Below are 21,733 nucleotides of genomic sequence, written 5' to 3' on the forward strand. Positions count from 1 at the left end.
GGGGCCATGGCGGACGACCCGGTAAAGGGGGTCCAGGAACCGGAGTACGTCCGGGAGAAGGAGGCCATTCCGTCTCTCGGCTATGGGAAAGAGGCGCTGCTCGTCGCCGATGAGGACCTCGCGCTGTGGGCGCACCTTGTCGCCGGGCGCGGCGACTGGCGCTGGCCGGGCAGGGCCACCGAGGCGGGCGAGCGGCTGACGGAGACCGCGGCCCGCACCGTCCACGCCGCGGCCCTGGGCGCATGGGGCCGCGACCCGGAGTCGGCGGAGGTCTTCGCCACGGCTGAGGAGCCGTGTGTTCGCGAGGCGAAGGCGCTCCGAACTTCACGGCGGAGCCCCGTACAGCATCCGGGCGCACCCGAATGGGCGAACCCACCTCGCCGTCCGGCGACCGTCGCCCGAGGCTCGGAGCAGGGCATGCCGGGGAACGCCCGGCCTCGCCCGTGACGGAGAGGGAGACCATGGCTGACTCGTCCAAGCCTGCCAGCGCCGCGACCGCGGCCGTCAACCGGGAGGCGCTCTCCCGGTACGCGATGGAGGACCGGCAGGACTTCGCCGACCGGGACCGTGGCTTCCTCGCTCCGCTGCCCGACAAGCTGTACGGCGGGGACGGCCGGGTGATCTTCGACGCGGCGCGGTTCGACTACATCGGTGACGACGTTCCCGCCCCTGACACGGTGAACCCGAGCCTGTGGCGGCAGTCGCAGCTGATCCGGAAGGGCGGCCTCTACAAGGTGGTCGACGGGGTCTTCCAGGTACGCAACAACGACATCGCGAACCTCACCGTCATCGAGGGTGAGACGGGGCTGGTCGTCGTCGACTGCATGGCCTCCGTCGAGGCCGCCACCCAGGCCATGGGCATGATCCGTGAGCACGTCAGCGACAAGCCGGTCGCCGCCGTCATCTACACCCACACCCACATCGACCACTACGGCGGTGTGAAGGGGGTGGTGAGCGTTGAGGACGTGGCCTCGGGCAAGGTGCCCATCATCGCGCCGGGCACCGTCGCCTCCTTCGACAAGCACGCGATCGGCGAGAACGTGATCGCGGGCAACGCCATGTCACGGCGGGCGTCGTACGCCTTCAACAGCCTGCTCGACCAGGGTGAGACCGGTTGCGTCACCTGCGGCATCGGTATCTCCACCGTGCCGGGCGTCACCGTCTCGTACATCTCGCCGACCGACCCGGTCACGAAGACCGGCGAGAAGCGTGAACTGGGAGGCCTGGAGTTCGAGTTCCTCTACGCGCCGGACACCGAGGCGCCCGAGGAGATGCACATCTGGATTCCCCAGCTCGGGGCGCTCACGTGCGCGGAGAACGCCAACCACTCCCTCCACAACATCCAGACGCTCCGCGGTGCGCGGACCCGGGACGCCCGCAACTTCGCCCGCTACCTCGACGAGACCCTGGAACGCTGGGGCGACGACGTGGAGGTCCACTACGGGCCGCACACCTGGCCGGTCTGGGGCAACGACGAGGTCACCTCGTTCCTGGAGTCGCAGCGCGACACGTACAAGTACATCCACGACCAGGCGCTCCGGCTCGCGAACAAGGGATACACCCCGCTGGAGGCGGCCGAGGTGGTCGAGCTGCCCGAGGAGCTGGGCCGCAAGTGGTTCAACCGTGGTTACCACGGCACGCTCCACCACGACGTCCGCGCCGTGTTCACCAAGGAACTCGGCATGTGGGACGGCGACCCCGTCTCCCTCCACCCCCACACCCCGGTCGAATCGGCCCGCCGCCTCACCGACCTGATCGGTCCCGAGAGGATCCTCGCCGAGGGGCGCCGCGCGTTCGACGCGGGCGACTACCGGTGGGCCGCCCAGATCCTGCACGCCCTGGTGTTCGCCGACCCGGAGAACACCGAGGCGAAGAACCTGCAGGCCGATGCGTACGAGCAGATGGGCTACCAGGCCGAAGGGCCCCAGTGGCGGGGCATCTTCCTCACCGCCGCCAAGGAACTCCGCGAGGGCGTCCTGCCGGCGGCGTTCGCCACGGCCAGCCCGGACTCGATCCTGGCCATGCCGATCGACATCCTCTTCGACTACGCCGCCGTCCACCTCATCGGCGACAAGGCCGCCACCGCCGACTTCCGCGTCGACTTCCGCTTCACGGACGCCGGGGCCGAGGAGACCTGGACGATGTGGGTCCGCCGAGGCGTCCTCAACGCCCGCCGTGGCCCCTCGCCCGACACGCAGCTCACGGTGACCGGATCCAAGGCGGCCCTCGTCGCCGCGCTCCTCAAGCCGGCGAGCGCCCCGCAGCTGGCCCAGGCGGGGAAGATCACCCTGGACGGGGACGAGACCGTGCTGCAGACCCTGGCCGGGCTGCTCGACGACTTCGACCCCGACTTCGCCATCGTCACCCCCTGATCACCGGTCGCGACTCGTCAGGGCAGCTCTTGTTCCGTCCAGATCGTCTTGCCCAGTGGTGTGGGCCGGTGCCCCCACCGCTGGGTGATCTGCGCGGTGATGCAGAGCCCTCGCCCGCCTTCGTCCGTGTCGTCCGCGTACCGGAGCTGGGGCGCTGTGCTGCTGTCGTCGGTGACCTCGCAGAGGGCGCTGATCGCGGCGCTCAGTTCACCCATCGCGGCTGCCGCGTGAAGGCTGTCGATGTCATCGTGCCGGGTCGTCGGAAACGACCGCGGTAGCGAGGTTCGCGTACCGGGCGGCCGCGTCGGACCTGCGGTCCAGGGTGCTGCCGAGCCAGCCGAGCGCGAAGCCGGCGGGAACGCTGACGAGGCCTGGGTTGACCAAGGCGACCCCCTGGAAATCCATGTCGGGGAAGGCGGCCGAGGGGGAACCGGAGAGCAGAGGGGACACGGCCAGGAGGGCAAGGGTGAGCAGACTCGCTCCGTAGACGGACCACAGGAGGCCCCGCCGCGTGAAGCCGCGCCACAGGAAGGTGTACGTGAGAACGGGGGCGAGGGCGGAGGCGGCTAGCGTCATGGCGAGGGTCGAGAGGACGAGCAGGTTCCAGCCGGCGGCGGGCAAGGACAGCCCAACGGTGGCGGCGCCCACCAAGGCCGCTGCCCAACGGGCGTGGCGGTCCTGGCGGGGGACGCTTTCAGTGCCCGGTCGCGGCCGGCGCGGCAGCAGGTCGCGGGCGACCGAGGCTGCGGCGGCGAGCGTGACGTCGGCGACCGTGGTCAGTGCGGTGAGGAACACCGCACTGAAGACGGCCGAGACGAGGATGCCGCCGGGACTGAGCGCCTGGGTCGCCAGCAGGAGGGAGATGCTGCCTGTCGGGTCGGCCTTGTCCAGTGCCGGGCCGCCGAGGATCGCCGCCGCGCCGAGGCCGACGACGAGGAGCAGGGCCGAGATCACGATCAGCTGCCCGACCGCCCAGCGCATGGCCGTGCGCGTCGCCCGCCCGCCCGGCGCGCCGAGGACCCGCATCGTGACGTGCGGCAGGCAGCACACCGCCAGTGCGACGGTGACGAGCTGACCGAGGCGGTTAGCCGCCGCCATGGGGCCGCTGCCGTACTGGACGCCCGGCCCCAGGTAGGCGTTTCCTCTACCGCTCCCAGCCGCTGCCGCGCCCAGCAGGCGGTCGGGATTCCAGCCGAAGCGGTCGAGCACGAGGAACGCGACCCCCGCCATCACCACGAGCAGGACCACCACCTTGACGAGCTGCACGCGGCCGGTGCCGCGTACTCCGCCGCTCACGGCGAGAGAGACGACGAGACAGCCGATCACGAGGATGCACGCCGATTTCGCCCCGCTGCTGGTCAGGCCCAGGACGAAGGCCGACAGGGACCCGACCGCGGTCAGCTGCAGCACCACGTAGGGGAGGCAGACGCACAACGTCACCAGTCCGATGGCCAGGCGGACCGACCGCTCGGGAAAGCGGTGGGCGACGGCGTCGCCCACCGTGTACCCGCCGGCCCTGCGCAGAGGCTCCGCGAACAGCAGCGCCAGCAGCACGAGGCCCATGACGACCCCGAGCGAGAGCATCATCCCGTCGTATCCGGTCAGCGCGACGAGCCCGATGAGGGCCATCAGGGTCACGGCGGACAGAGCGGCGCCGCTGATGACGAGGCCGCTGCGCCAGGCCGGCTCCTCGCGTGACCGCCAGGGGAACATCGCGGCGTCGTCGTCTCCGGCGCCGCTGACGACCCACAGGCAGCCGCACAGGCTGAGGAACACCGTGAACACGGTGAAGAACGACTCCGGCGCGTCGAAGGTCGCCGCCGCTGTCACGACAGCCCCTGGGTGCGCCGGGTGACGTCCAGGCGGTCCGACTCGCGCCGGTGTCCCGTCAGTGACCAGCCGATCAGCAGTACCTGCGGGCACAGCAGCACCAGCGCGAGGGAGAGGTGACCCGCCACGGGTTCGGTCAGGGTCTCCGGCGCGGCGGAGGCGGCCAATGCCGGCAGGGCGTAGCCGGCCGTGGCTCGGCCTGCCCACCGGCCGCCGGCCCGCGTGATCGCCGCGAACAGGTCGCGCGCGTCGAAGTCGGTGGCGGCGGCTTCCCCGGCGCGCGTGGCAGCGGCTCGGGGTGCCGTCGCGGGTGAGAACAGCAGAGCGGGTCGTGGCTGGGCGGGGCGCGTCAACGTGACTCCGAGGGCGGGGAAGAGGGCATGCGCGGGCACATCTCGCGCATCGGCCGCCGCAGCATGTGGGGCGCACGGGTGCCGCGTCCATCGAGAAGGCGGCCCGGGCCCGCGGATCGAGCGCATCGTGTGTGTGGTCCCACCGGGAGTCGGCCGGTTTGTGGGCAGACACATCGTTCGCCGAGCCTTCGGAGCGGGATGCCAGTGCCTACATGGGATACGGGCTTGCCGAGGCGAGCAGCATCTGGACAGGTTGGTTATTGGACATTAACTTGACCGCCACTTGGTGAAGTCGTTGCCGTTTCCGCCCCACCCCCTGTGGCCGTGCCCCGTGCGATCGCGCGCCGATTTCCTCGGGATCCGCTGCCGTCTCTTCAGGCAATCAGGAGTACAGGAGTTCCCCATGACCAGAGCGTGGCCGAAGAGCATGCCCCCGTCCCTGGACTACCCGGATGCCGGAATCGACCGGCTCCTCGCCGGCGCCGCCCGGTCCTTCTCCGGCCGGATCGCCGTCCGTGACGGCGAGGAGACGCTGACCTTCGCGGAGCTGTACGACCACGCGCTGCGCGTGGCCAACGGGCTGCGTGAGCGAGGCATCGCCCCGGGCGATGTCGTCGCGCTGCACATGCCCAACTCGCTCTGGTACGTCGTGGCGTACTACGGCGCGATCTGCGCCGGCGCGACCGTCGCACCGGTCAACCCCGCCCAGCCGACCCGCGCGCTCACCGAACAGCTCCTGGACGTCGGGGCCGGGGCGGTCGTCACTCATCCGGCGTGTGCCGCCGCCCTCGCCGACGTCGACGCACCGGATATCCGTCTCACCGTGCACGTGCCCGGGACCGCCGCCGCTCCGGCGCCGGCCTCCTCGGCGGCGGCCCGCCAGGGGGCCGTGACGCTCGCGGATCTGCTCGCCGCCGCGCCCCTGACCGAGGTCGTGACGGACTCGGAGGAGGTCGCCCACTTCCAGTTGACCGGCGGCACCACCGGCCGTTCCAAGGCCGTCCGGGTGCTGCACCGCAACGCCGTGGCCGCCGTGCTCCAGGCGGCGTGCCTTCGCTCCGCGACCCTGCCGGGGCAGGACGAGGAGGGCGGTGTGTTCCTCAGGCCCGTACCCGACGCCCTCAACGCGTACGCGCTGCCGGTGGGCGACGGCGCCACCATCGCCGTCGCCCCGCTCTTCCACGGAATGGGCCTGATCACCCAGAGCGTCAACATCATCCTGGGGCAGACCACCGTCATGGTGGCCGGCTTCCGCCCGGACACCTTCCTCGCCGACGTCGAGCGCCACGGCGTGACCGCGATCACCGGATCCCCCGCGATGTACTACGCCCTGCTCGCGAGCCCGGCTCTCGACAAGCACGACTACTCCCGGGTGCTGATGGCCGTCTCCGGAGCGGCGCCGATCGACACGAAGGCGCTGAGCCGCCTCGCCGAGGTCTTCCCGAACGCGCTGGTCTGCGAGGGGTACGGACTCACCGAGGCGAGCATGGGGCTCGCCGGTGCCCCACCGAACCCGACCGTCGCCACCCCGGTGGGCAGCGTCGGCATCGCCGTGTTCGACACCCGCCTGGAGATCCGCGCGCCGGACACGACCACCGTCCTGGCGGCGGGGGAGACGGGCGAGGTGTGGGCGAGTGGCCCACAGGTCGCCGACGGCTATCACGGACAGTCCGAGTTGACGACGGAGCAGTTCGCCGACGGCTGGCTGCGCACCGGCGACATGGGGCGCCTCGACGAACACGGCCATCTGTTCCTCGTCGGACGCGCCAAGGACATGATCATCTACAAGGGTTACAACGTCTATCCGCAGCCTCTGGAGGAGATCCTCTGCAGCCATCCTGCGGTGGCCCAGGCCGCGGTCGTGGGCGCCCCGAGTGTGAGCGCGGGTGAGATCCCGGCCGCCTTCGTCGTGCTGCGTCCCGGCGTCGAACCGGGAGAGGACTTCTGTGACGAGCTGACGGGGTACGTGGCCGAGCGCGTCGCGCCGTACCAGAAGGTCCGTGACCTGCGGGTGGTCGACTCTCTGCCGCTCACGCCCACCGGCAAGATCCTCAAGACCGCGCTGCGCGACCAGCTGACCGAGGATGCCGCCATAGCCGACTGAGGGCGGGAGGGTACGCCTGCGGTTCCGGGGAGGCGCGGGGCCGCAGGCGTATTCGGCGCCTTCGGGTCCACGCGCGTAGCGACCCTCGCCGAGGCGGTGCGTGGGCGACACGGCTGAACCGGGTCACCTAACGGGACGGACGGGCGCGCGTTGTGTTCCGGGGCAGGACGCGTTGCGTTCTCCTGTGACCGCCCACACGGATCGCGCCGGAGTTCAACAGGGCTTGCGAGAAGGGTTGTCCGCCCCGGCCGGCGCCTGGAAGGTGATCCTCCGATTCACTCTTCGTTCCTCCCCGCGCCCCGGCCGCACCCCCCATCAGGCATGGTCACGGCAGCTGCCGGGGCGCGACACCCACCCACAGGAGTCACGTTGAACAGACCGTGGAAGACCCCGCGGCGCCGTCGGCCGAACGTTGTTGCCGCTGCCCTGGTGGGCGTTTTCGCCGCCGTCCTTCTCGGACCCGCCTCGTCGGCCTCCGCGGCCGTCGAACCCGCCTTGGGTACCCCGGTCGCGACGCTCGACGCGGCGCTGTACTGTCCCGGTTCCTTCGTCCATTCCGACCGTGAGCCGGTGCTGCTGGTGCACGGCACCAGCTCCACCGGAGAGGAGAGCTGGGGCTGGGGCTACGCTCCCGCGCTGCGCGACGCGGGGTACGACGTCTGCACGGTCGACCTGCCCAACAGGTCGATGGGCGACATTCAGGAGGCCACCGAGTACGTCGTGCACGCCGTCGGCAGGATCAACTCCCTGACGGGCCGCAAGGTCGACGTCATCGGCCACAGCCAGGGCAACATGGAGATCCGCTGGGCGCTCACGTGGTGGCCGAGCCTGCAGTCCAAGGTCGACGACGCGGTCTTCCTGGCCAACCCCGGCCACGGCATCGGTGCCGGCAACTACTTCTGTACCGCCCCGTGCGCGCCGGCGCTGCACCAGTTCAGCGTCGGCTCGAACTTCCTCGCCGCCCTCAACGCGGTCGACGAGACCCCCGGCGCCGTCTCCTACACCAACCTCTACAGCCTCACCGACGAGGCCATCGTCCCCGTCACGACCGCACCCGTGACCGGCGCCGCGAACATCTCGATGCAGAGCGTCTGCCCCGGGCGCACCGTCACCCACTTCGGCTTCCTGTACGACTCCGTCGCCTACGGGCTGGTCGTCGACGCACTCTCGCACTCCGGAACGGCCGACCCCGGCCGACTGCCGTTCGGCAAGTGCCTGGACGTCAACCTCCCCGGTGTCACCCCCTCCGAGGCGAGCGCGGCCACCGGAGTCGCCGCCGCGAACATGAACGCGGAGCTTCTGAACGCCACGAAGGTCTGGGCCGAGCCCTCCCTGCGCGCCTACGCCCTGTCCTGACCCCGCCTGTCCGACAGCGGGCCCGTGCCGCCGAGCGGCACGGGCCCGCTCGCGCGTGTGCCGTCCCGTTCCGGACGGACCCGTATGGAGGCGTCCACACGCCCGGCGTGTCTCCGGGCCGACCTCGCCCGAGGAGAACGCGAGTCGTTCGTCTTCGTGCGCCTGACGGGCGGGTGGTGGATCTTCCGGTACAAGTTCGACAAGTCCGCCCCCGTCGTCTGACCGGACGAGACGAGGAGAACAGCCATGAACGAGACGATGCGGGCCGTGGTCCTGAGCGGGCCCGGTCCGGTGGAGAACCTGGTGGTGACCGAACGCCCGGTGCCGGCGACCCGGCCCGGGTGGGTACGGATCGCGGTCAAGGCGTTCGGCCTGAACCGTTCCGAACTGCACACCCGCCTCGGCCTTGCCGAGGGCGTCACCTTCCCGCGCGTACCCGGCATCGAGGCCGTCGGCGTCCTCGACGGCCTCGACCCCGCGGACGCGGACGGCGGCCTCGCCCTCGGGCAGCGGGTCGCGACGATGATGGGCGGCATGGGCCGCACCTACGACGGCGGCTACGCCCAGTACTGCCTCGTTCCCGTGGGACAGGTCATCCCGTTCACCTCCGAACTGCCCTGGGAGGTGATCGGCGCGGTCCCCGAGACCTTGCAGACCGCGTACGGCTCGCTGACCACGGGGCTCGACCTGGCGGCCGGTCAGAGCCTCCTCGTCCGCGGTGGCACCTCCTCGGTCGGACTGGCCGCCGCGGCGCTGGCCAAGGACCTCGGTGCGACGGTCCTGTCGACCACCCGGAACCCGGACCGCGCCGACGCGCTCAAGGAACACGGTGTGGACCACGTGCTGATCGACGACGGGAGCGTCGCGGGCGCCGTGCGCGAACTCCTTCCCGAAGGCGTCGACGCGGCGATCGAACTCGTCGGCACCCCGACACTGCCCGACACGCTCGCCGCCACCCGCGTGCACGGCACGGTGTGCTTCACCGGGATGCTGTCCAACCAGTGGACCGTGCCCGACTTCTACCCGATCGGCTACCTCCCCAAGGGAGTACGGCTGACCGCTTACGGCGGCGAGAGCGCCGACCTCCCCGCCTCGGTGTTGCAGCGTTTCCTCGACGGGATCGCCGACGGCCACATCAGCCTGGGGCCGGTCAACACGTACTCCCTCGACGGCATCCGCCAGGCCCACGCCGACATGGAGCAGGGGCGCGCCGTCGGAAAGCTCGTCGTTCTCACCGGTGCGTGAGTGCCCCGCGCGGAGCACCCCCCCCACACATACGACCGCACGGGAGCGCCCTTCGGCGTCCCGTGCGGTCGTGTCACCGTGCCCGCGAGGGGTCAGCTTCCGTGCGCCGCGAGGTACTCGGCGAGCGCCGGGTCCTCGGTCGCGCCCTGGAGCTGCTTCATGCCGCCCGGAACACCCGCGGCGGGCTGGGCGATGTACGTCTTCGTGCTGGACGCCTTGGCCGGGTCCGAGAAGTCCTGCGGCTCGTGGAAGCCCTCGGCGTACGCGGTGAGGCTGCGCAGCGCCTTGCTGATGCCGTCACGGCTGAGGTCCTTCGCCTCGCAGGCCGCCTTGAGGGTGCCCACGAGGAGGGCGCCGGCCCCGTTGCCGGCCTGCGCCGCCTGGTTCACCGGGTCCTTGGGGTACGCCTTGGCGTAGTCGGCGACAAGCTTTTTCACCGACGGCTCTTCGACGCTCAGGGCGGGCCAGGGACTGGCCACGTACAGCATCTTCTCCAGCGCCGGCTTCGCCGGAGTGGCCAGGAGCTGCGGTACGTAGGCCGGGGCGCTGGCGAGGACCGGCACCTTCAGGCCGGTGGCGGCCGCGACGCCGACGAGGGAGGCGGTCTGGGCCGGGACGCCGCTGAAGACGATGGCCTTGACGCCCGCCGCACGCAGGGCGGTCACCTGCGCGGTCAGGTCCTTGTCGGTGGGCTTCACGGTCTGCGCGACGAGCGTGACCCCGGCCTTCTGCGCGGCGAACCGGGCGCCTTCGGCCGCGTTGCCGCCGTACTCGCCCTCGATGTAGACGTGGCCGACCTTGTCGCCCTTCTTCAGCTTCGCCGCCTTCACCAGGAAGCCGACCCCGTTGACCATGTCGATGTCGTACGTGCTGGCCATGAGCCGCAGATGGAGCTTGCCGAGGACGGTGCCGGAGGCGCCGATCTGGATCGACTGGAGCTTGTCCTTCTCGATGCCGTCCAGCAGGGCGGCGGTCTGGCCCGAGCCGCTCAGCTGGCCGAGCGCCGCGATCTGCGGCTCGATCTCGGCATAGGCGGAGACGGCCTTCTGCACGTCGTATCCGTGGTCGCGCACCACCAGTTCGATCGTCCGCCCGCAGACGCCGCCCGCGGCGTTCACCTGCTTCAGGTAGAGCTGCTCGGCCTGCAGTGCGCTCTTGCCGAGCGGGGCGACCGGACCGCTCAGGTCGGTCAGGATCCCGACGCTGATCTTGTCCTCGGTGATGCCGGGGCCGGTCTTGATGCCCGCCTTGTCGGCGGAACCGGCGGGCTCGCCGCCCTTGGTGCTGCATCCGGCCAGGACGATCGCCAGCGAGGTGGCCGCCGCGGCGGCTGCGAGGGACTTTCTGCGGTTCACGGTGTGTGCTCCTTGAGGGTGTCGCCGCCGGTGGTGGTACCGGTGGAAGGCAGAGGGAGAGGCGCGGTCAGGGAGGAGGGGGCGGGGCGACGCGGCCACGGCAGTGCCCGGAGGCGACCGGCGGCCCGCCTGCCGCCGAGGCTGACGAGTCCTCCCGGGGCGAAGACCAGAGTCAGGACCAGCGCGGCGCCGTAGAGGAAGCGCGCCGCGTCGGCCGAGCCGAGCCCCGGCTCGGTGGAACCGGCGGAAACCACCAGCGGAAGGGCGTCGGAGTAGTGGGCGAGGAGCTGCGGCAGCACGCTGACGAAGACCGCTCCGGCCGCCGCGCCCGCGACGGAGCCGAGACCACCGATCACGATCATGGCGAGCATGTCCATGGACAACAGCAGGCTGAAGTAGTCGGGGACGACCCGTTGGGCGGCCAGGGCGAGGAGCGCTCCGGCGGCGCCCGCGTACATCGACGAGACCGTGAAGGCGGAGGCCCGGAACCGGGCGGCGGGGACCCCCATCACGGCGGCGGCCACCTCGCTGTCGCGCAGCGCTCCCAGGGCACGGCCGGGACGGCCCCGCAGGAGGTTCCTGGCCGCCAGGGCGGCCACCGCGACCAGCACCAGGCCGAAGTACCAGAGCCGTTCGAGTCCCCCGAAGGGAACGCCGAGCACCGCCAGGCCGTCGTCGGCGTCGCCCAGACTCAGCCCGAGGATCTCCATGTCGGGGACCGTCCGGCCGTTGAAACCGCCGGTGTACGACTCGGCGTTGAGCATCGCGTGGTGGCCGAAGAAGATCAGGGCCAGCGTGGCGACCCCGAGGTACATGCCACGCAGCCGGCCCGACAGGGGGCTGAAGGCGGCGCCCGCGACACCGGCGAGTGCCACCGCCGCGACGAACGCGACCAGAGGGGGAAGCCCGATGCCCGAGAGCTCGGTCGTCCCCGAGCGGTGGGAGTCGTCGGCGAGCCACGTGTAGCCGTACGCCCCCACCGCCAGGAAGAACGCGTGGCCGAGGGAGAGCTGCCCGGCCGTTCCCACGAGAAGGTTCAGGCCGATCGCGGCGATCACCGCGACCATCGCGAAGAGCCCGGTCTGGAGCCAGAAGGAGGAGAGGTAGAGGGGTGGTGCCAGGAGCAGGAGACAGCCGGCCAGGGCGGCGATCCGCCGGGGGCCGAAGGCGCGCAGTCGCCGCGCGACCGACGTACGGGCCGCTGAGGAGAGTTCAGACACGGGTGGACTCCTTGGCTCCGAGCAGGCCCTGGGGCCGGACGATCAGGACCAGCACCATCACGGCGTACGGGACGACTTCGGCGAGGCCGGAGCCGAGTCCGCTCAACTGCTGCTGGTAGCCGGTGGCCAGTGCCTCCGCCATGCCGACGAGCAGACTGCCCAGCAGTGCGCCGCCGACCGAGCCGAGTCCGCCGAGCACCGCCGCGGGGAACGCGGCGAGGGCGATCTGGCCGGTGGTCCGGTCGATGCCGGTGCCGGGGAACGCCGCCAGGAACACGGCGGCCACCGCGGCCAGCGCACCCGCGAGCAGCCAGGCGCTCATCCGGAGCCGGTCGCCCCGTACGCCCATCAGCGCGGCGGCCTCGGCGTCGGAGGAGTACGCGCGCATGGACAGGCCCCAGCCCGTCCAGCGGAAGGCCGCGAGGAACGCGCCGACCAGGAGCGCGGCGGCGAGCAGCGAGTACACCCGGGCCTGGGCGACGGTCACGCCGCCGACCGTGAGCACGTCGGCTCCCCAGGGGTCGCCGGTGCCGAGGACGTCGCCGCCGATCCGCCGGGCGAGCTCCGTGAGCAGCAGGATGTCGACGCCGATCGTGAGGATGGTCGGCACAGCCGGGCCGTTGGCCTTCGCGACCCGGCGCAGGACGAGCGCTTCGAGTGCTGCCGCGGCGGCCGTCCCGAGTGCGGCGGCGGCGAGGGCTCCCGCGAAGCCCAGCGGCTCGTGCAGAACCGCGACCAGGTAGCCGCCGAGGAGCAGGAGGGAGCCGTGGGCGAAGTTGACGGCGCCGGACGCCTTGAAGACGAGGCAGAAGCCGAGGGCCACGAGGGCGTAGACGGAGCCGAGAGCCATGCCGTTGAAGACGGTCTGGACGAGCGTGTTCATGAAGCCTGCTCCGTGTCAGGGGCGTCGGGGGCCGGGATGGTGGCAGGGGCGGTGGTGCCGCCCAGGTACGCCTGGATCACCGCCGGATCACGCTGGACGGCCTCGGGCGAACCGCCGCCGATCCGGCGTCCGAAGTCCAGGACGGTCACCTCGTCCGCCATCCGCATGACCATCCCCATGTCGTGCTCGACGATCAGGACGGAGACGCCGAGAGAGTCCCTGATGTGAGCGATGGTGCGGGCCATGCCGAGACGCTCGGTGGTGTTCATCCCGGCCACCGGCTCGTCGAGGAGCAATAGCCTGGGCTCCATGCAGAGTGCCCGGGCGAGTTCGACGCGCTTGCGGTCCCCGTAGGACAGCAGGGCGACCGGTGCGTCGAAGAGCGCTCCGAGCCCGGTGAACTCGGCGATCTCGCGCACGCGTTCGCGGTGCAGGCGTTGCTCCCGGACCACGCTCGGCAGGTTCAGTGCCGTGGCGGCGAAGCCGGCGCGGGTCAGGGTCTGGCGGCCCAGCATCAGGTTGTCCGCGACCGTTCCCCGGGTGAGGACGATGTTCTGGAAGGTCCGGGCGACACCGAGGGCGGCGATCCGGTGCGGCGGGAGGGCGGTCAGCTCTGCCTCGCCGAAGCGCACGCTGCCGCTCGCCGCGCGGTAGACCCCTGAGAGGACGTTGAAGCAGGAGGACTTACCGGCCCCGTTCGGGCCGATCAACGCGTGGACGCTGCCCGGTGCGACGGTGAACCCGACGCCGTCCAGGGCGGTGAGGCCGGCGAAGCGTACGGTCACGTCCTCGACGGTCAGCGCCGGTACGTCCTCCTGGGAGGACGCGTACGTCGTCGTGGGCGAGACAGTGCGGCGCAGCAGCTCGCGGATCAACGGGACCACCTGCCCAGCGAGGCGACCGGAGTCGCCTCCTCGCCGTTGAGCCCCGGCTCGTCGCCGCCCTCCGGCCGCTCGCCGAGGTACAGGCGCCGGACCTCGTCGGAGCGGGACAGCTCGTCGGCGGGCCCTTCGAGCCGGATCCGGCCGACGTCGAGGACGTACGCGTGGTCGGCGAGTTCCAGGGCGAGGGCCGCGTTCTGCTCGACGAGCAGGATGCCGGTGCCCTGTGCGTTGATGTGCCGCACCACCTCGGCGATTCTCGCGACAACGAGCGGGGCGAGACCGAGGGAGGGCTCGTCCAGGAGCAGCAGCCGTGGCCGGGCCATCAGGGCCCGCCCGATGGCGAGCATCTGCTGTTCACCGCCGGAGAGCAGGCCGGCGGCCTGCCCACTCCGCTCGGCGAGTACCGGGAAGAGGGCGTACACCTCGGCTGCGGCCCGGCGGGCGTCCTCGCGACCCCGGCCGGGGACGCCGAGGCGCCCGGCCCTGAGGTTGTCGGCGACGGACAGTCCGGCGAACACGCGACGGCCTTCGGGCACCTGCACCACGCCGGCGGCCACGACGTCGGCCGCCGCCCGCCCGGTCAGCGGCACTCCGCCGAAGTCGACGCGGCCACCGCTCACCGATCCGGAGTGCAGGGGCAGGGTGCCGGACACGGCGCGAAGCAGCGTGGACTTGCCGGCCCCGTTGGCGCCGAGCATCGTGACGATGCCCCCGGCCGGGACGGTGAGCGACACGTCGTGCAGTGCGGTCACCGACCGTCCGTACGTCACGGAGAGGCCTTGGACTTCCAGCGTGCCGGACGGCACGGTCGGCGGCGGCGACGGGGGCTGAGGTGGAGAGGACGAGCTCATGCGGCCCGCTTTCTTGTACGGAGCGAGAGTGAGGCCGGCCGCGAACAGCGGATGGTCGCGTGGAGCCGCGGTGGCGGGCTCCCATGGCGGCGGGCGATCCGGACAGGTCGCCCTGCTTCGCACAGGCCGGAGGCCCGCAGCATGCGGCGCGGGAGAAGGCGACGTCCAGAGGTGTACGGACCCTCGGTTGCCTCGTACACCGATCGTGTGCCGGGTCCCTCGTCAGGAGGGCGGCGGTGGGACGAGGCACAACGGGGCGGGTGGCGTCACGCCATGCAGTGGGGCCCGAGGAGGCAGTCCCGGGTGGTCGAACGTGAGGGCCCGGCGAAAGGCTGTGGAGTGCCTCTCGGGCCGCACGCGCGGTGCTGGTCGGGACGTTCGCCCCCCGCTTCACCATCGCGACCCCGTGGCCGGGGACGCGGCAGCACCCTTACGCCGGGTCGGGCGCGCCTTCCGCCAGCAGTACGGCGGTGCCGATCTCGGTCAGGCGGTCGGCGAGGTCCGGGCGGTCTCCGGAAGCGCCCGTGCGGGCGGCGTTGTCGATGACGGTGAGGACGGCGACGACGGTGATCCGTGCCTCGGCCGGGTCGAGCCCCGGGCGCACCTCGTCAAGGAGTCGCACCCAGAGTCCGAGGTACTCGCGCTGGGTCTGTCGTGCTGCCTTGCGCTCCTTCTCCGGCAGCTGGTCGAGCTCGCCGATGAGAAGGCCGATCAGATGGCTCTGACCGACGGCGAACTCGACGTACGAGCGCAGCAGTCGCTCCAGCGTCTCGCGTGGTGTGCCCGGTCCGGACAGGGCTCGTGCCGTGCCGGCCCTGCGCTGCTCGCCGCCCCGCACCACGGCGGCGACCAGCAGGTCCGTCTTGGTGGGGAAGTGCTTGTAGATGCTCGGGCCCGTCGCGCCGGCGGCCTCGCCGATGTCGTCGGTGCTCACCGACTGGAAGCCCCGCTCGTCGAAGAGCCGGATCGCCTCGACGAGGATCTCCTCGCGCCGGGACATCGCGAGGCCGGCATAACCGCCCGAGGACGGCGCGGTCTCGGGGGCCGGGCTGGTCCCGAGCGGGCAGTGCGCCGCGGCGTACGCGAGCCGGTAGAGCAGCTCCTCGAAACGGCGGCGGGGGAGCGACGTACGGTGCCAGGAGACGGAGCCGTACACCGCCAGGACGGCCCAGGCCAGCAACTGCCGGTCGGCGTGGTCCAGTTCCGGCCGCGCGGCGTGGATCAGCTCGCCGATCGCCTCGGCGACGCCGTTCAGCGCCTGACGCTGTTCCTTGCGGCGGTCCTCCGGCAGGTGGCGTGCTTCGCGCTGCCACAGGACGGCCGACCCGCGGCGGTCCTGGGTCTCGGAGGCCGACGTGCGGAGATAGGCGTCGAGGTCGGGCGCGGCCGCGACGGACGAGGCGACGGCGGCGACGGTGGACTCCACGACGTGGAGCAGCAGGTCGGGCTTGCCGCGGACGTGCCGGTAGAGAGCCGGGGCGGTGATTCCGACCTCGGTCGCCACATCGGCCAGCGAGACGTTGTGGTAGCCGCGGGTACGGAACAGCTCGGCCGCGGCGGAGACGATCCGGGCCTTGCGGTCGGGAGGCCTGCGCGCGGTCTTCCGCCGCGTCCCCTCGGTCTGCATCCCCGCTCGTCCCTCGCTGTCGGTCATCTGGGAAAAGTACAACATCGGGGCAGTGAGGTGATCACTGGCTCACTCTGACGCCTCACTTCCAGGCTCCACGAGAGAGTGGATACGTGCCGGAAAGTGAATGTCTGCTCACTCAAGGATTCCCTCTGTCGGTGAGCCGGTGCGACTCCAGGGCGAACGCCAGGTCGACCACGTCACGCGGCCGGGCCAGCAGCCGTCCCGTGAGTCGCTCCAGCCGGCGCAGCCGATTGAGCACGGTGTTGCGGTGACAGTACAGACGCTTGCCCGCCTCCTCCGTCGAGCCCTGGCAGTCCAGCCAGGCCGCCAGGGTGGCCAGCAGGTGATCGCGCTCCGCCGGATCCACTTCGAGCACGGGACCGAGTACCTGGAGGGCGAACTCCTGTGCCAGATCCGGGCGGGCGAGGATGAACGCCCCGGGCAGCCGGTCCGCGAGGCGGGCGACTTCACCGTCCGCCGAGCAGCTGTTCAGGGCGAGCTCGGCGAACTCACGTGCGCGCCCGAGCTCCATGAGGCCGGAGACGACGGTACTGATCCCCCCGCGCAGCCCCGGCGACGTCGGGATCACCGCCGCGAGGTCTTCGGCGGAGCGGTCGCCGAGCAGGGCCACCACCGCCAGGCCGTCCTCCTGGGGGCACCAGTGCAGTTCCATCCCGTCGCGCACCTCGCGGGCCGGCTCCGTGACGGAGCGCTCCACGTGGCTGCCGCGGAGCAGCGCCACCGCGTAGCGGGCGTGCAGCGGCAGGCCGAGCGCGACGGCGATGGCCGACACGCGGGTGACCTCGGTGTATCCCCGCAGCAGGACCTTCAGGAGGGGCAGCTGCTTGCGGCCGTCGTCCTCGGGGAGACGGCCGGCGGCGCGCCGGTGCGCCTCGACGACCAGGGCGGTGTCGCGGTCGACCCGGCCCCACACCTCATTGGCGGCGAAGGCCATGAGATGCCCCTGCTCCGGACAGTCGCGCATGACCAGGCCGACCAGGGTGTCCCAGATCTCCGCGCCACCGACCCGGTAGGCGTGCAGCACGGCCTGGAGGGGCACGCCCTCTTCGGCCCGTTTGCCGCCGGTGTGCCAGGCGTACTCGCCGGACTCCGACATGCGGCTCGGCTCGACCATCCCGCCGACGAAGCACTCCAGCGCGGTGTGGGCCGACTCCCGCAGGTCGGGCGGCGCAAGGAGGGGGTTCCCGTAGTAGGAACTGGCGCCGCGCAGCTCCGTCAGCGCCGACTCGGCGAAGGTGGGAATCCGGGGAAGGAGCAACTCCGCCGCATGGCGCAGCACGCGGGCGGCGCCCTCCTTCGAGGGTTCGCCGGGGAGCCCGGGCGACCGATGGGACGGACGTGGGTGCCGTACCGACAGGCCGGTGTGCGGCTGGTTCATCGTCACCTCCGCGTGAGTCGAACAGTGTCAAGTTAGAGACGAGTCACTCATGCGTCCAGAGCCAGGTCATATCGATTTGAACCCTTGTCTACATGAGTTAGGAGTGATTCACTTCCTGCCACATTCGCGCCGCTGCACAAGGGAGGGCCGTCGTGGCCGTCGAACAGCAGGAAGTGTCCGCATCCGAGTCGGAGGATGCGGCCCCGGGCCGTGCGACCCCCGTGCGGCGGAGGGCATGGGTCGTGCTCGCGCTGCTCGTGTGCCTGATGCTGGTCAACTACGCCGACAAGGTCGTCGTCGGGCTGGCCGGAGTCGGCATGAAGGAGGAGCTCGGCCTGGACGACGCCCGGTTCGGTGTCATCCAGAGCAGCTTCTTCTGGCTCTTCGCCGTCGGCTCCGTCCTCGGTGGCTGGCTCGGCGGCAAGGTGCGGGCACGCTGGCTGCTGGCCGGGATCGCCGCCCTGTGGGCGCTCAGCCTCGCCCCGATGGCCGCCCAGGTCGGCTTCACCACGATCGTCGCCTGCCGGATACTGCTCGGTCTCGCCGAGGGGCCGACGACCGCCCTCGCGATGCAGGTGGCGCACTCGTGGTTCCCGGCGCACAAGCGCGCCGTGCCCAGCTCGATCGTCGTCGCCGGCGCCGGGATCGGCCCCCTCATCGCCGCGCCCGTGCTGACCTGGGTCATCCTCACGCACTCCTGGCACACGGCCTTCGCCGTCCTCGCGGTCGTCGGCGCGGTGATCGCGGGGCTCTGGCTGATCGGCGGCGATTCGGGGCCCGAGGTGGCGTCCGCCGGTCACGGGCATGGTCACGGAACGGCACAAGGCGGGGCGGTGCCGGTGCTGCCCGAACGGATTCCGCTGCGGCGTCTGTTCTCCACCGGGACGCTCATCGGCATGGCGCTGCTCTTCTTCGTCGCCTACGCCAACACCTCGGTCAAGGTCAGCTGGCTGCCGCTCTACCTGCGTGAGGGGCTCGGCTACGACGCCACCGCGGCGGGCAACCTGGTCGCCCTGCCCTACCTCGGGTCCGCGATCGCCGTGATTCTCGTCGGCCTGCTCTCCAGTGCCATGACGAGGCGAGGCATCGGCAGCCGGATGACACGCGGCATCCTGCCCGGCGCGATGGTCGTCGCCTCCGGGGTGTGCACCATCGCCTTCTCCTCGCTGGACCGCGGCGTGCCGCAGATGACGCTGCTCGTCCTCGGTTCCTGTCTGAACTCCGCGGGGTACGGCGTCGCTTTCGCCGGTCTCGCCGATGTCGTGCCGGCGAAGCAGCGCGGCACCGTCTTCGGGATCATCACGGGCATCTACAGCCTCGGCGGTGTCGTGGCCCCGCTGGTGATGGGCAGACTCGTCGACTCGGGCGAGTCCGTCGCGCTCGGCTACGGGGACGGCTTCCTGGTCCTCGGAGTCACGATGATCATCGGGGCCGCCGCCGCACTGACGCTCGTCGACCCCGCGCGCGACGCCGCGAAGCTCGCGGCGAAGTCCTGATTCCTGGTCGGCACCCGCGAGGTACCCCGTGCAACCTGTGGGGCCTGTGGGACCTGTGGGACCTGTGCCCGCCGCTCGGAGCGATCCGCGCGGCGGGCACTGCTGTGTTCCGTGCCGTCGCCGTCCGGGACACCCAGATCGGCGACGTGAATCGCTGGAAAAGTATCACTTGCTCTATGGGATCCCTTGACACCTGGCCAAACGGGCAAGAAAGTGAATCTGCACTAACCTAGTGGCTGGAGGATTGCATGGGTCGCAGAGTGCTGGTGGCCGGGGTCGGGATGGTCCCGTTCGCCAAGCCCGGCGCAGCCGGGACGTACGACGAGATGGGCACGGGGGCCCTACGGGCCGCCCTTCAGGACGCCGCACTCGCCTACGAACGGATCCAGCAGGTGTACGCCGGGTACGTGTACGGCGACTCCACCTGCGGCCAGCGCGTCGTCTACGGGTTCGGAATGACCCGGGTGCCCGTGCTGAACGTCAACAACAACTGCGCCTCGGGCTCCTCCGCCCTGTGGCTCGCCCGGCAGGCGGTGGAGAGCGGCGCGGTCGACTGCGCGCTCGCCCTCGGCTTCGAGCAGATGCCGCCCGGCGCCCTCGGCGCCAAGTGGACCGACCGGCCGAACCCCCTGACGGACTTCTCCGCCGTCCTGAAGGACGTGTACGACGTCGACCCGGCCCTCCCCATGACCCCGCAGTACTTCGGCGCCGCCGGGATCGAGTACATGGACAAGTACGGGATGCGGACGGACACCTTCGCCAAGGTCTCCGTGAAGGCCCGGCGGCACGCCGCGAACAACCCGTACGCCGTCTTCCGCGAGCCGATCACCGAGCGGGAGGTACTGGACTCCCCGCACATGGCCGGTCCGCTCACCCGCCTTCAGTGCTGCCCGCCCACCTGCGGAGCCGCCGCCGCGATCGTGTGCTCCGAGGAGTTCGCCCGCAGGTACGGCCTCGACCCCAAGGTCGCCATCGCCGCCCAGACGCTCCAGTCCGACGCCGCCGGCCTCTTCGACAAGAAGAGCGCGATGTCCCTCGTCGGCATCGATGTGACCCGGGCCGCCGCGACGGAGGTCTACGAGCGGGCCGGCGTCGATCCGCGCGACATCAAGGTGGTGGAGCTGCACGACTGCTTCACCGTCAACGAGGTCCTCACCTACGAGGGCCTGGGGCTGTGTGACGAGGGCGGCGCGGAACGCTTCATCCTCGACGGTGACAACACCTACGGCGGCCGCGTCGTCACCAACCCGTCCGGCGGTCTGCTCTCCAAGGGCCACCCGCTCGGCGCCACCGGTCTCGCGCAGACCGCCGAGATCACCTGGCAGCTGCGCGGTGACGCGGGAGCCCGCCAGGTCGAGGGCGCGACCCTCGGCCTCCAGCACAACCTCGGCCTCGGCACCGCCGGTGTCGTCACCCTCTTCGAGAAGGTGTCCTGACCCATGGCCATCGACCCCGCCCTCATCGGCAGTCGCACCCCTGCCTTCGCGACCGAGGCCGAACGCGGCCGGCTCCGGTTCTTCGCCCGCGCCACCGGCCAGACGGACGCGATCTACTCCGACCCGGTGGCCGCCGCGGCCGCCGGCCACCGCGACCTCCCGATTCCGCCGACGTTCCTGTTCTGCCTGGAGATGGACAACCCCGACCGGGGCAGGTTCCTGGCCGACCTCGGTGTCGACGTACGCACGATCCTGCACGGCGGCCAGGAGTTCGCGTACCACGCCCAGGCGTACGCCGGAGACGCGCTCACCTTCGTCACCGAGGTCAAGGACGTGTACGCGAAGAAGGGCGGCGCGCTGGAGTTCATCGTGCGCGACACCCATGTGACCCGCGACGGCGCCCCGATCGCCACGCTCACCAGCACCATCGTGGTGCGCGACCCGAAGGCGGACCCACGATGACCACCCTGAACACGGGCGACTCGCTCACCATCCAGGCCCCGAAGGTCACCCGTACCGCGCTCGCCCTCTACGCGGGGGCCTCCGGCGACCACAACCCGGTCCACATCGACACCGACGCGTGCGAGGCGGTCGGCATCCCGGACGTCTTCGCCCACGGCATGCTCTCGATGGCGTACCTCGGGCGGCTGCTCACCGACTGGGTCCCGCAGGGGCGCGTCCGCTCCTTCGGCGTGCGGTTCTCCGCGATCACCCCTGTCAACGCCACGCCCGTCTGCACCGGCACCGTCACCGCCGTCGAGGACGGGCTCGCCCACGTCGACCTGACGGTCGCCCTGCCCGACGGCACCGTGACCCTCCGGGGCTCCGCCGTCGTCACCGCCGACTGACCCTCACCGCAAGGACGTACATCATCATGGGAACCCTGGACGGCAGGGTCGTCAACATCTCCTCCGTGTCGGGCCAGTACGGCAACCCCGGCCAGGCCAACTACTCCGCCGCGAAGGCCGGCGTCATCGGTCTGACCAAGACCATGGCCAAGGAGTGGGGCCGCTACAAGGTCAACGTCAACGCCGTCGCGTACGGCTTCATCCTCACCCGCATGACCGAGGCGACCGCCGACGACGAGGCGTTCGTCGAGATCGAGGGCCGGAAGATCAAGGTCGGCGTCAGCCCGCAGATCGCCGCCGCCGTCGCCCGCGGCAACCCGTTCGGCCGGCCCGGTACCCCGGCGGAGGCCGCGGGCGCCGTCTACCTGCTCTGTACGCGGGAGGCCGACTACATCAGCGCCCAGGTCGTCACCGTCGACGGCGGCTCCCGCTGACCACCCCTCATCCACCCACCGGGCAACGACAGCAACG

Annotated in this window: 20 protein-coding genes and 1 pseudogene; 11 read left to right on the forward strand and 10 right to left on the reverse strand. The window is 71.3% G+C overall.

The annotated features are described in order from the left end of the window. Positions 1 to 6 precede the first annotated feature (6 nt). Together OG580_RS31780 and OG580_RS31785 are read left to right on the forward strand one after the other, a co-directional pair. Positions 7 to 447 carry a hypothetical protein gene (locus OG580_RS31780; protein ID WP_267047088.1) on the forward strand — a complete coding sequence of 147 codons (441 nt, stop codon included), beginning with the start codon at positions 7 to 9 and terminating at the stop codon, positions 445 to 447. A 14-nt stretch (positions 448 to 461) separates the two neighbouring features. Further along, entirely contained in the window at positions 462 to 2,372 is a 1,911-nt protein-coding gene (locus OG580_RS31785; protein WP_267047089.1) for an alkyl/aryl-sulfatase, read from the forward strand. A 17-nt stretch (positions 2,373 to 2,389) separates the two neighbouring features. On the opposite strand, the pseudogene OG580_RS31790 reads toward OG580_RS31785, so the two are convergent. From OG580_RS31790 to OG580_RS31800, 3 genes and pseudogenes are all read right to left on the reverse strand, one after another. Beyond that, a pseudogene (locus tag OG580_RS31790) lies at positions 2,390 to 2,563 on the reverse strand (ATP-binding protein); the annotation flags it as partial. Between the two features lie 52 nt (positions 2,564 to 2,615). Further along, a complete protein-coding gene (locus OG580_RS31795) occupies positions 2,616 to 4,202 on the reverse strand; it encodes a hypothetical protein (protein WP_267047090.1) in 1,587 nt (528 codons plus the stop codon). Beyond that, positions 4,199 to 4,555, reverse strand: coding sequence for a hypothetical protein (locus OG580_RS31800; RefSeq protein ID WP_267047091.1), 357 nt, complete (start codon positions 4,553 to 4,555; stop codon positions 4,199 to 4,201). The genes OG580_RS31795 and OG580_RS31800 overlap by 4 nt, the downstream gene beginning before the upstream one ends. A gap of 403 nt (positions 4,556 to 4,958) precedes the next feature. On the opposite strand from OG580_RS31800, the gene OG580_RS31805 reads away from it, so the two are divergent. From OG580_RS31805 to OG580_RS31820, 4 genes are all read left to right on the forward strand, one after another. Beyond that, complete coding sequence (locus OG580_RS31805; RefSeq protein ID WP_267047092.1) at positions 4,959 to 6,659, forward strand: class I adenylate-forming enzyme family protein; 1,701 nt, start codon at positions 4,959 to 4,961, stop codon at positions 6,657 to 6,659. A 429-nt stretch (positions 6,660 to 7,088) separates the two neighbouring features. Next, positions 7,089 to 8,015, forward strand: a complete 927-nt coding sequence (locus OG580_RS31810; RefSeq protein ID WP_267047093.1) for a triacylglycerol lipase — start codon at positions 7,089 to 7,091, stop codon at positions 8,013 to 8,015. A gap of 84 nt (positions 8,016 to 8,099) precedes the next feature. Then, the gene (locus tag OG580_RS31815; RefSeq protein WP_267047094.1) at positions 8,100 to 8,237 is read left to right on the forward strand and encodes a hypothetical protein; all 138 of its coding nucleotides are present in this window, start codon (positions 8,100 to 8,102) and stop codon (positions 8,235 to 8,237) included. A 24-nt stretch (positions 8,238 to 8,261) separates the two neighbouring features. Further along, on the forward strand, positions 8,262 to 9,260 hold the full coding sequence (locus tag OG580_RS31820) for a zinc-binding dehydrogenase (protein WP_267047095.1): 999 nt from the start codon (positions 8,262 to 8,264) through the stop codon (positions 9,258 to 9,260). Between the two features lie 92 nt (positions 9,261 to 9,352). Here OG580_RS31820 and OG580_RS31825 read toward each other — a convergent pair whose 3' ends face one another. The 7 genes from OG580_RS31825 to OG580_RS31855 all read right to left on the reverse strand — a co-directional run bounded on the left by OG580_RS31825 (position 9,353) and on the right by OG580_RS31855 (position 17,482). Beyond that, positions 9,353 to 10,615, reverse strand: coding sequence for an ABC transporter substrate-binding protein (locus OG580_RS31825; RefSeq protein ID WP_267047096.1), 1,263 nt, complete (start codon positions 10,613 to 10,615; stop codon positions 9,353 to 9,355). Beyond that, a complete protein-coding gene (locus tag OG580_RS31830; RefSeq protein WP_267048201.1) occupies positions 10,612 to 11,790 on the reverse strand; it encodes a branched-chain amino acid ABC transporter permease in 1,179 nt (392 codons plus the stop codon). Before OG580_RS31830 ends, OG580_RS31825 begins: the two co-directional genes overlap by 4 nt. 37 nt (positions 11,791 to 11,827) lie before the next feature. Further along, positions 11,828 to 12,718 carry a branched-chain amino acid ABC transporter permease gene (locus tag OG580_RS31835; RefSeq protein WP_267047097.1) on the reverse strand — a complete coding sequence of 297 codons (891 nt, stop codon included), beginning with the start codon at positions 12,716 to 12,718 and terminating at the stop codon, positions 11,828 to 11,830. After that, positions 12,715 to 13,518, reverse strand: coding sequence for an ABC transporter ATP-binding protein (locus tag OG580_RS31840; protein ID WP_267048202.1), 804 nt, complete (start codon positions 13,516 to 13,518; stop codon positions 12,715 to 12,717). The genes OG580_RS31835 and OG580_RS31840 overlap by 4 nt, the downstream gene beginning before the upstream one ends. 71 nt (positions 13,519 to 13,589) lie before the next feature. Continuing rightward, complete coding sequence (locus OG580_RS31845) at positions 13,590 to 14,453, reverse strand: ABC transporter ATP-binding protein (RefSeq protein WP_267047098.1); 864 nt, start codon at positions 14,451 to 14,453, stop codon at positions 13,590 to 13,592. 430 nt (positions 14,454 to 14,883) lie between these two features. Continuing rightward, complete coding sequence (locus tag OG580_RS31850) at positions 14,884 to 16,107, reverse strand: TetR/AcrR family transcriptional regulator (RefSeq protein WP_267047099.1); 1,224 nt, start codon at positions 16,105 to 16,107, stop codon at positions 14,884 to 14,886. 112 nt (positions 16,108 to 16,219) lie between these two features. Beyond that, on the reverse strand, positions 16,220 to 17,482 hold the full coding sequence (locus OG580_RS31855; protein ID WP_267047100.1) for a CdaR family transcriptional regulator: 1,263 nt from the start codon (positions 17,480 to 17,482) through the stop codon (positions 16,220 to 16,222). A 152-nt stretch (positions 17,483 to 17,634) separates the two neighbouring features. On the opposite strand from OG580_RS31855, the gene OG580_RS31860 reads away from it, so the two are divergent. The 5 genes from OG580_RS31860 (at position 17,635) to OG580_RS31880 (ending at position 21,696) form a co-directional block, all read left to right on the forward strand. Continuing rightward, entirely contained in the window at positions 17,635 to 18,978 is a 1,344-nt protein-coding gene (locus OG580_RS31860; RefSeq protein WP_267047101.1) for an MFS transporter, read from the forward strand. Between the two features lie 248 nt (positions 18,979 to 19,226). Continuing rightward, positions 19,227 to 20,414, forward strand: coding sequence for a lipid-transfer protein (locus OG580_RS31865; protein WP_267047102.1), 1,188 nt, complete (start codon positions 19,227 to 19,229; stop codon positions 20,412 to 20,414). Between the two features lie 3 nt (positions 20,415 to 20,417). Further along, the gene (locus OG580_RS31870; RefSeq protein WP_267047103.1) at positions 20,418 to 20,876 is read left to right on the forward strand and encodes a MaoC family dehydratase N-terminal domain-containing protein; all 459 of its coding nucleotides are present in this window, start codon (positions 20,418 to 20,420) and stop codon (positions 20,874 to 20,876) included. Further along, positions 20,873 to 21,262: a MaoC/PaaZ C-terminal domain-containing protein gene (locus OG580_RS31875; RefSeq protein ID WP_267047104.1), complete on the forward strand. Its 390-nt coding sequence runs from the start codon at positions 20,873 to 20,875 to the stop codon at positions 21,260 to 21,262. The genes OG580_RS31870 and OG580_RS31875 overlap by 4 nt, the downstream gene beginning before the upstream one ends. A gap of 26 nt (positions 21,263 to 21,288) precedes the next feature. Then, positions 21,289 to 21,696 carry an SDR family oxidoreductase gene (locus OG580_RS31880; RefSeq protein ID WP_267047105.1) on the forward strand — a complete coding sequence of 136 codons (408 nt, stop codon included), beginning with the start codon at positions 21,289 to 21,291 and terminating at the stop codon, positions 21,694 to 21,696. Positions 21,697 to 21,733: the final 37 nt, after the last annotated feature.

Source organism: Streptomyces sp. NBC_00094, from assembly GCF_026343125.1.
Lineage (GTDB): Bacteria > Actinomycetota > Actinomycetes > Streptomycetales > Streptomycetaceae > Streptomyces.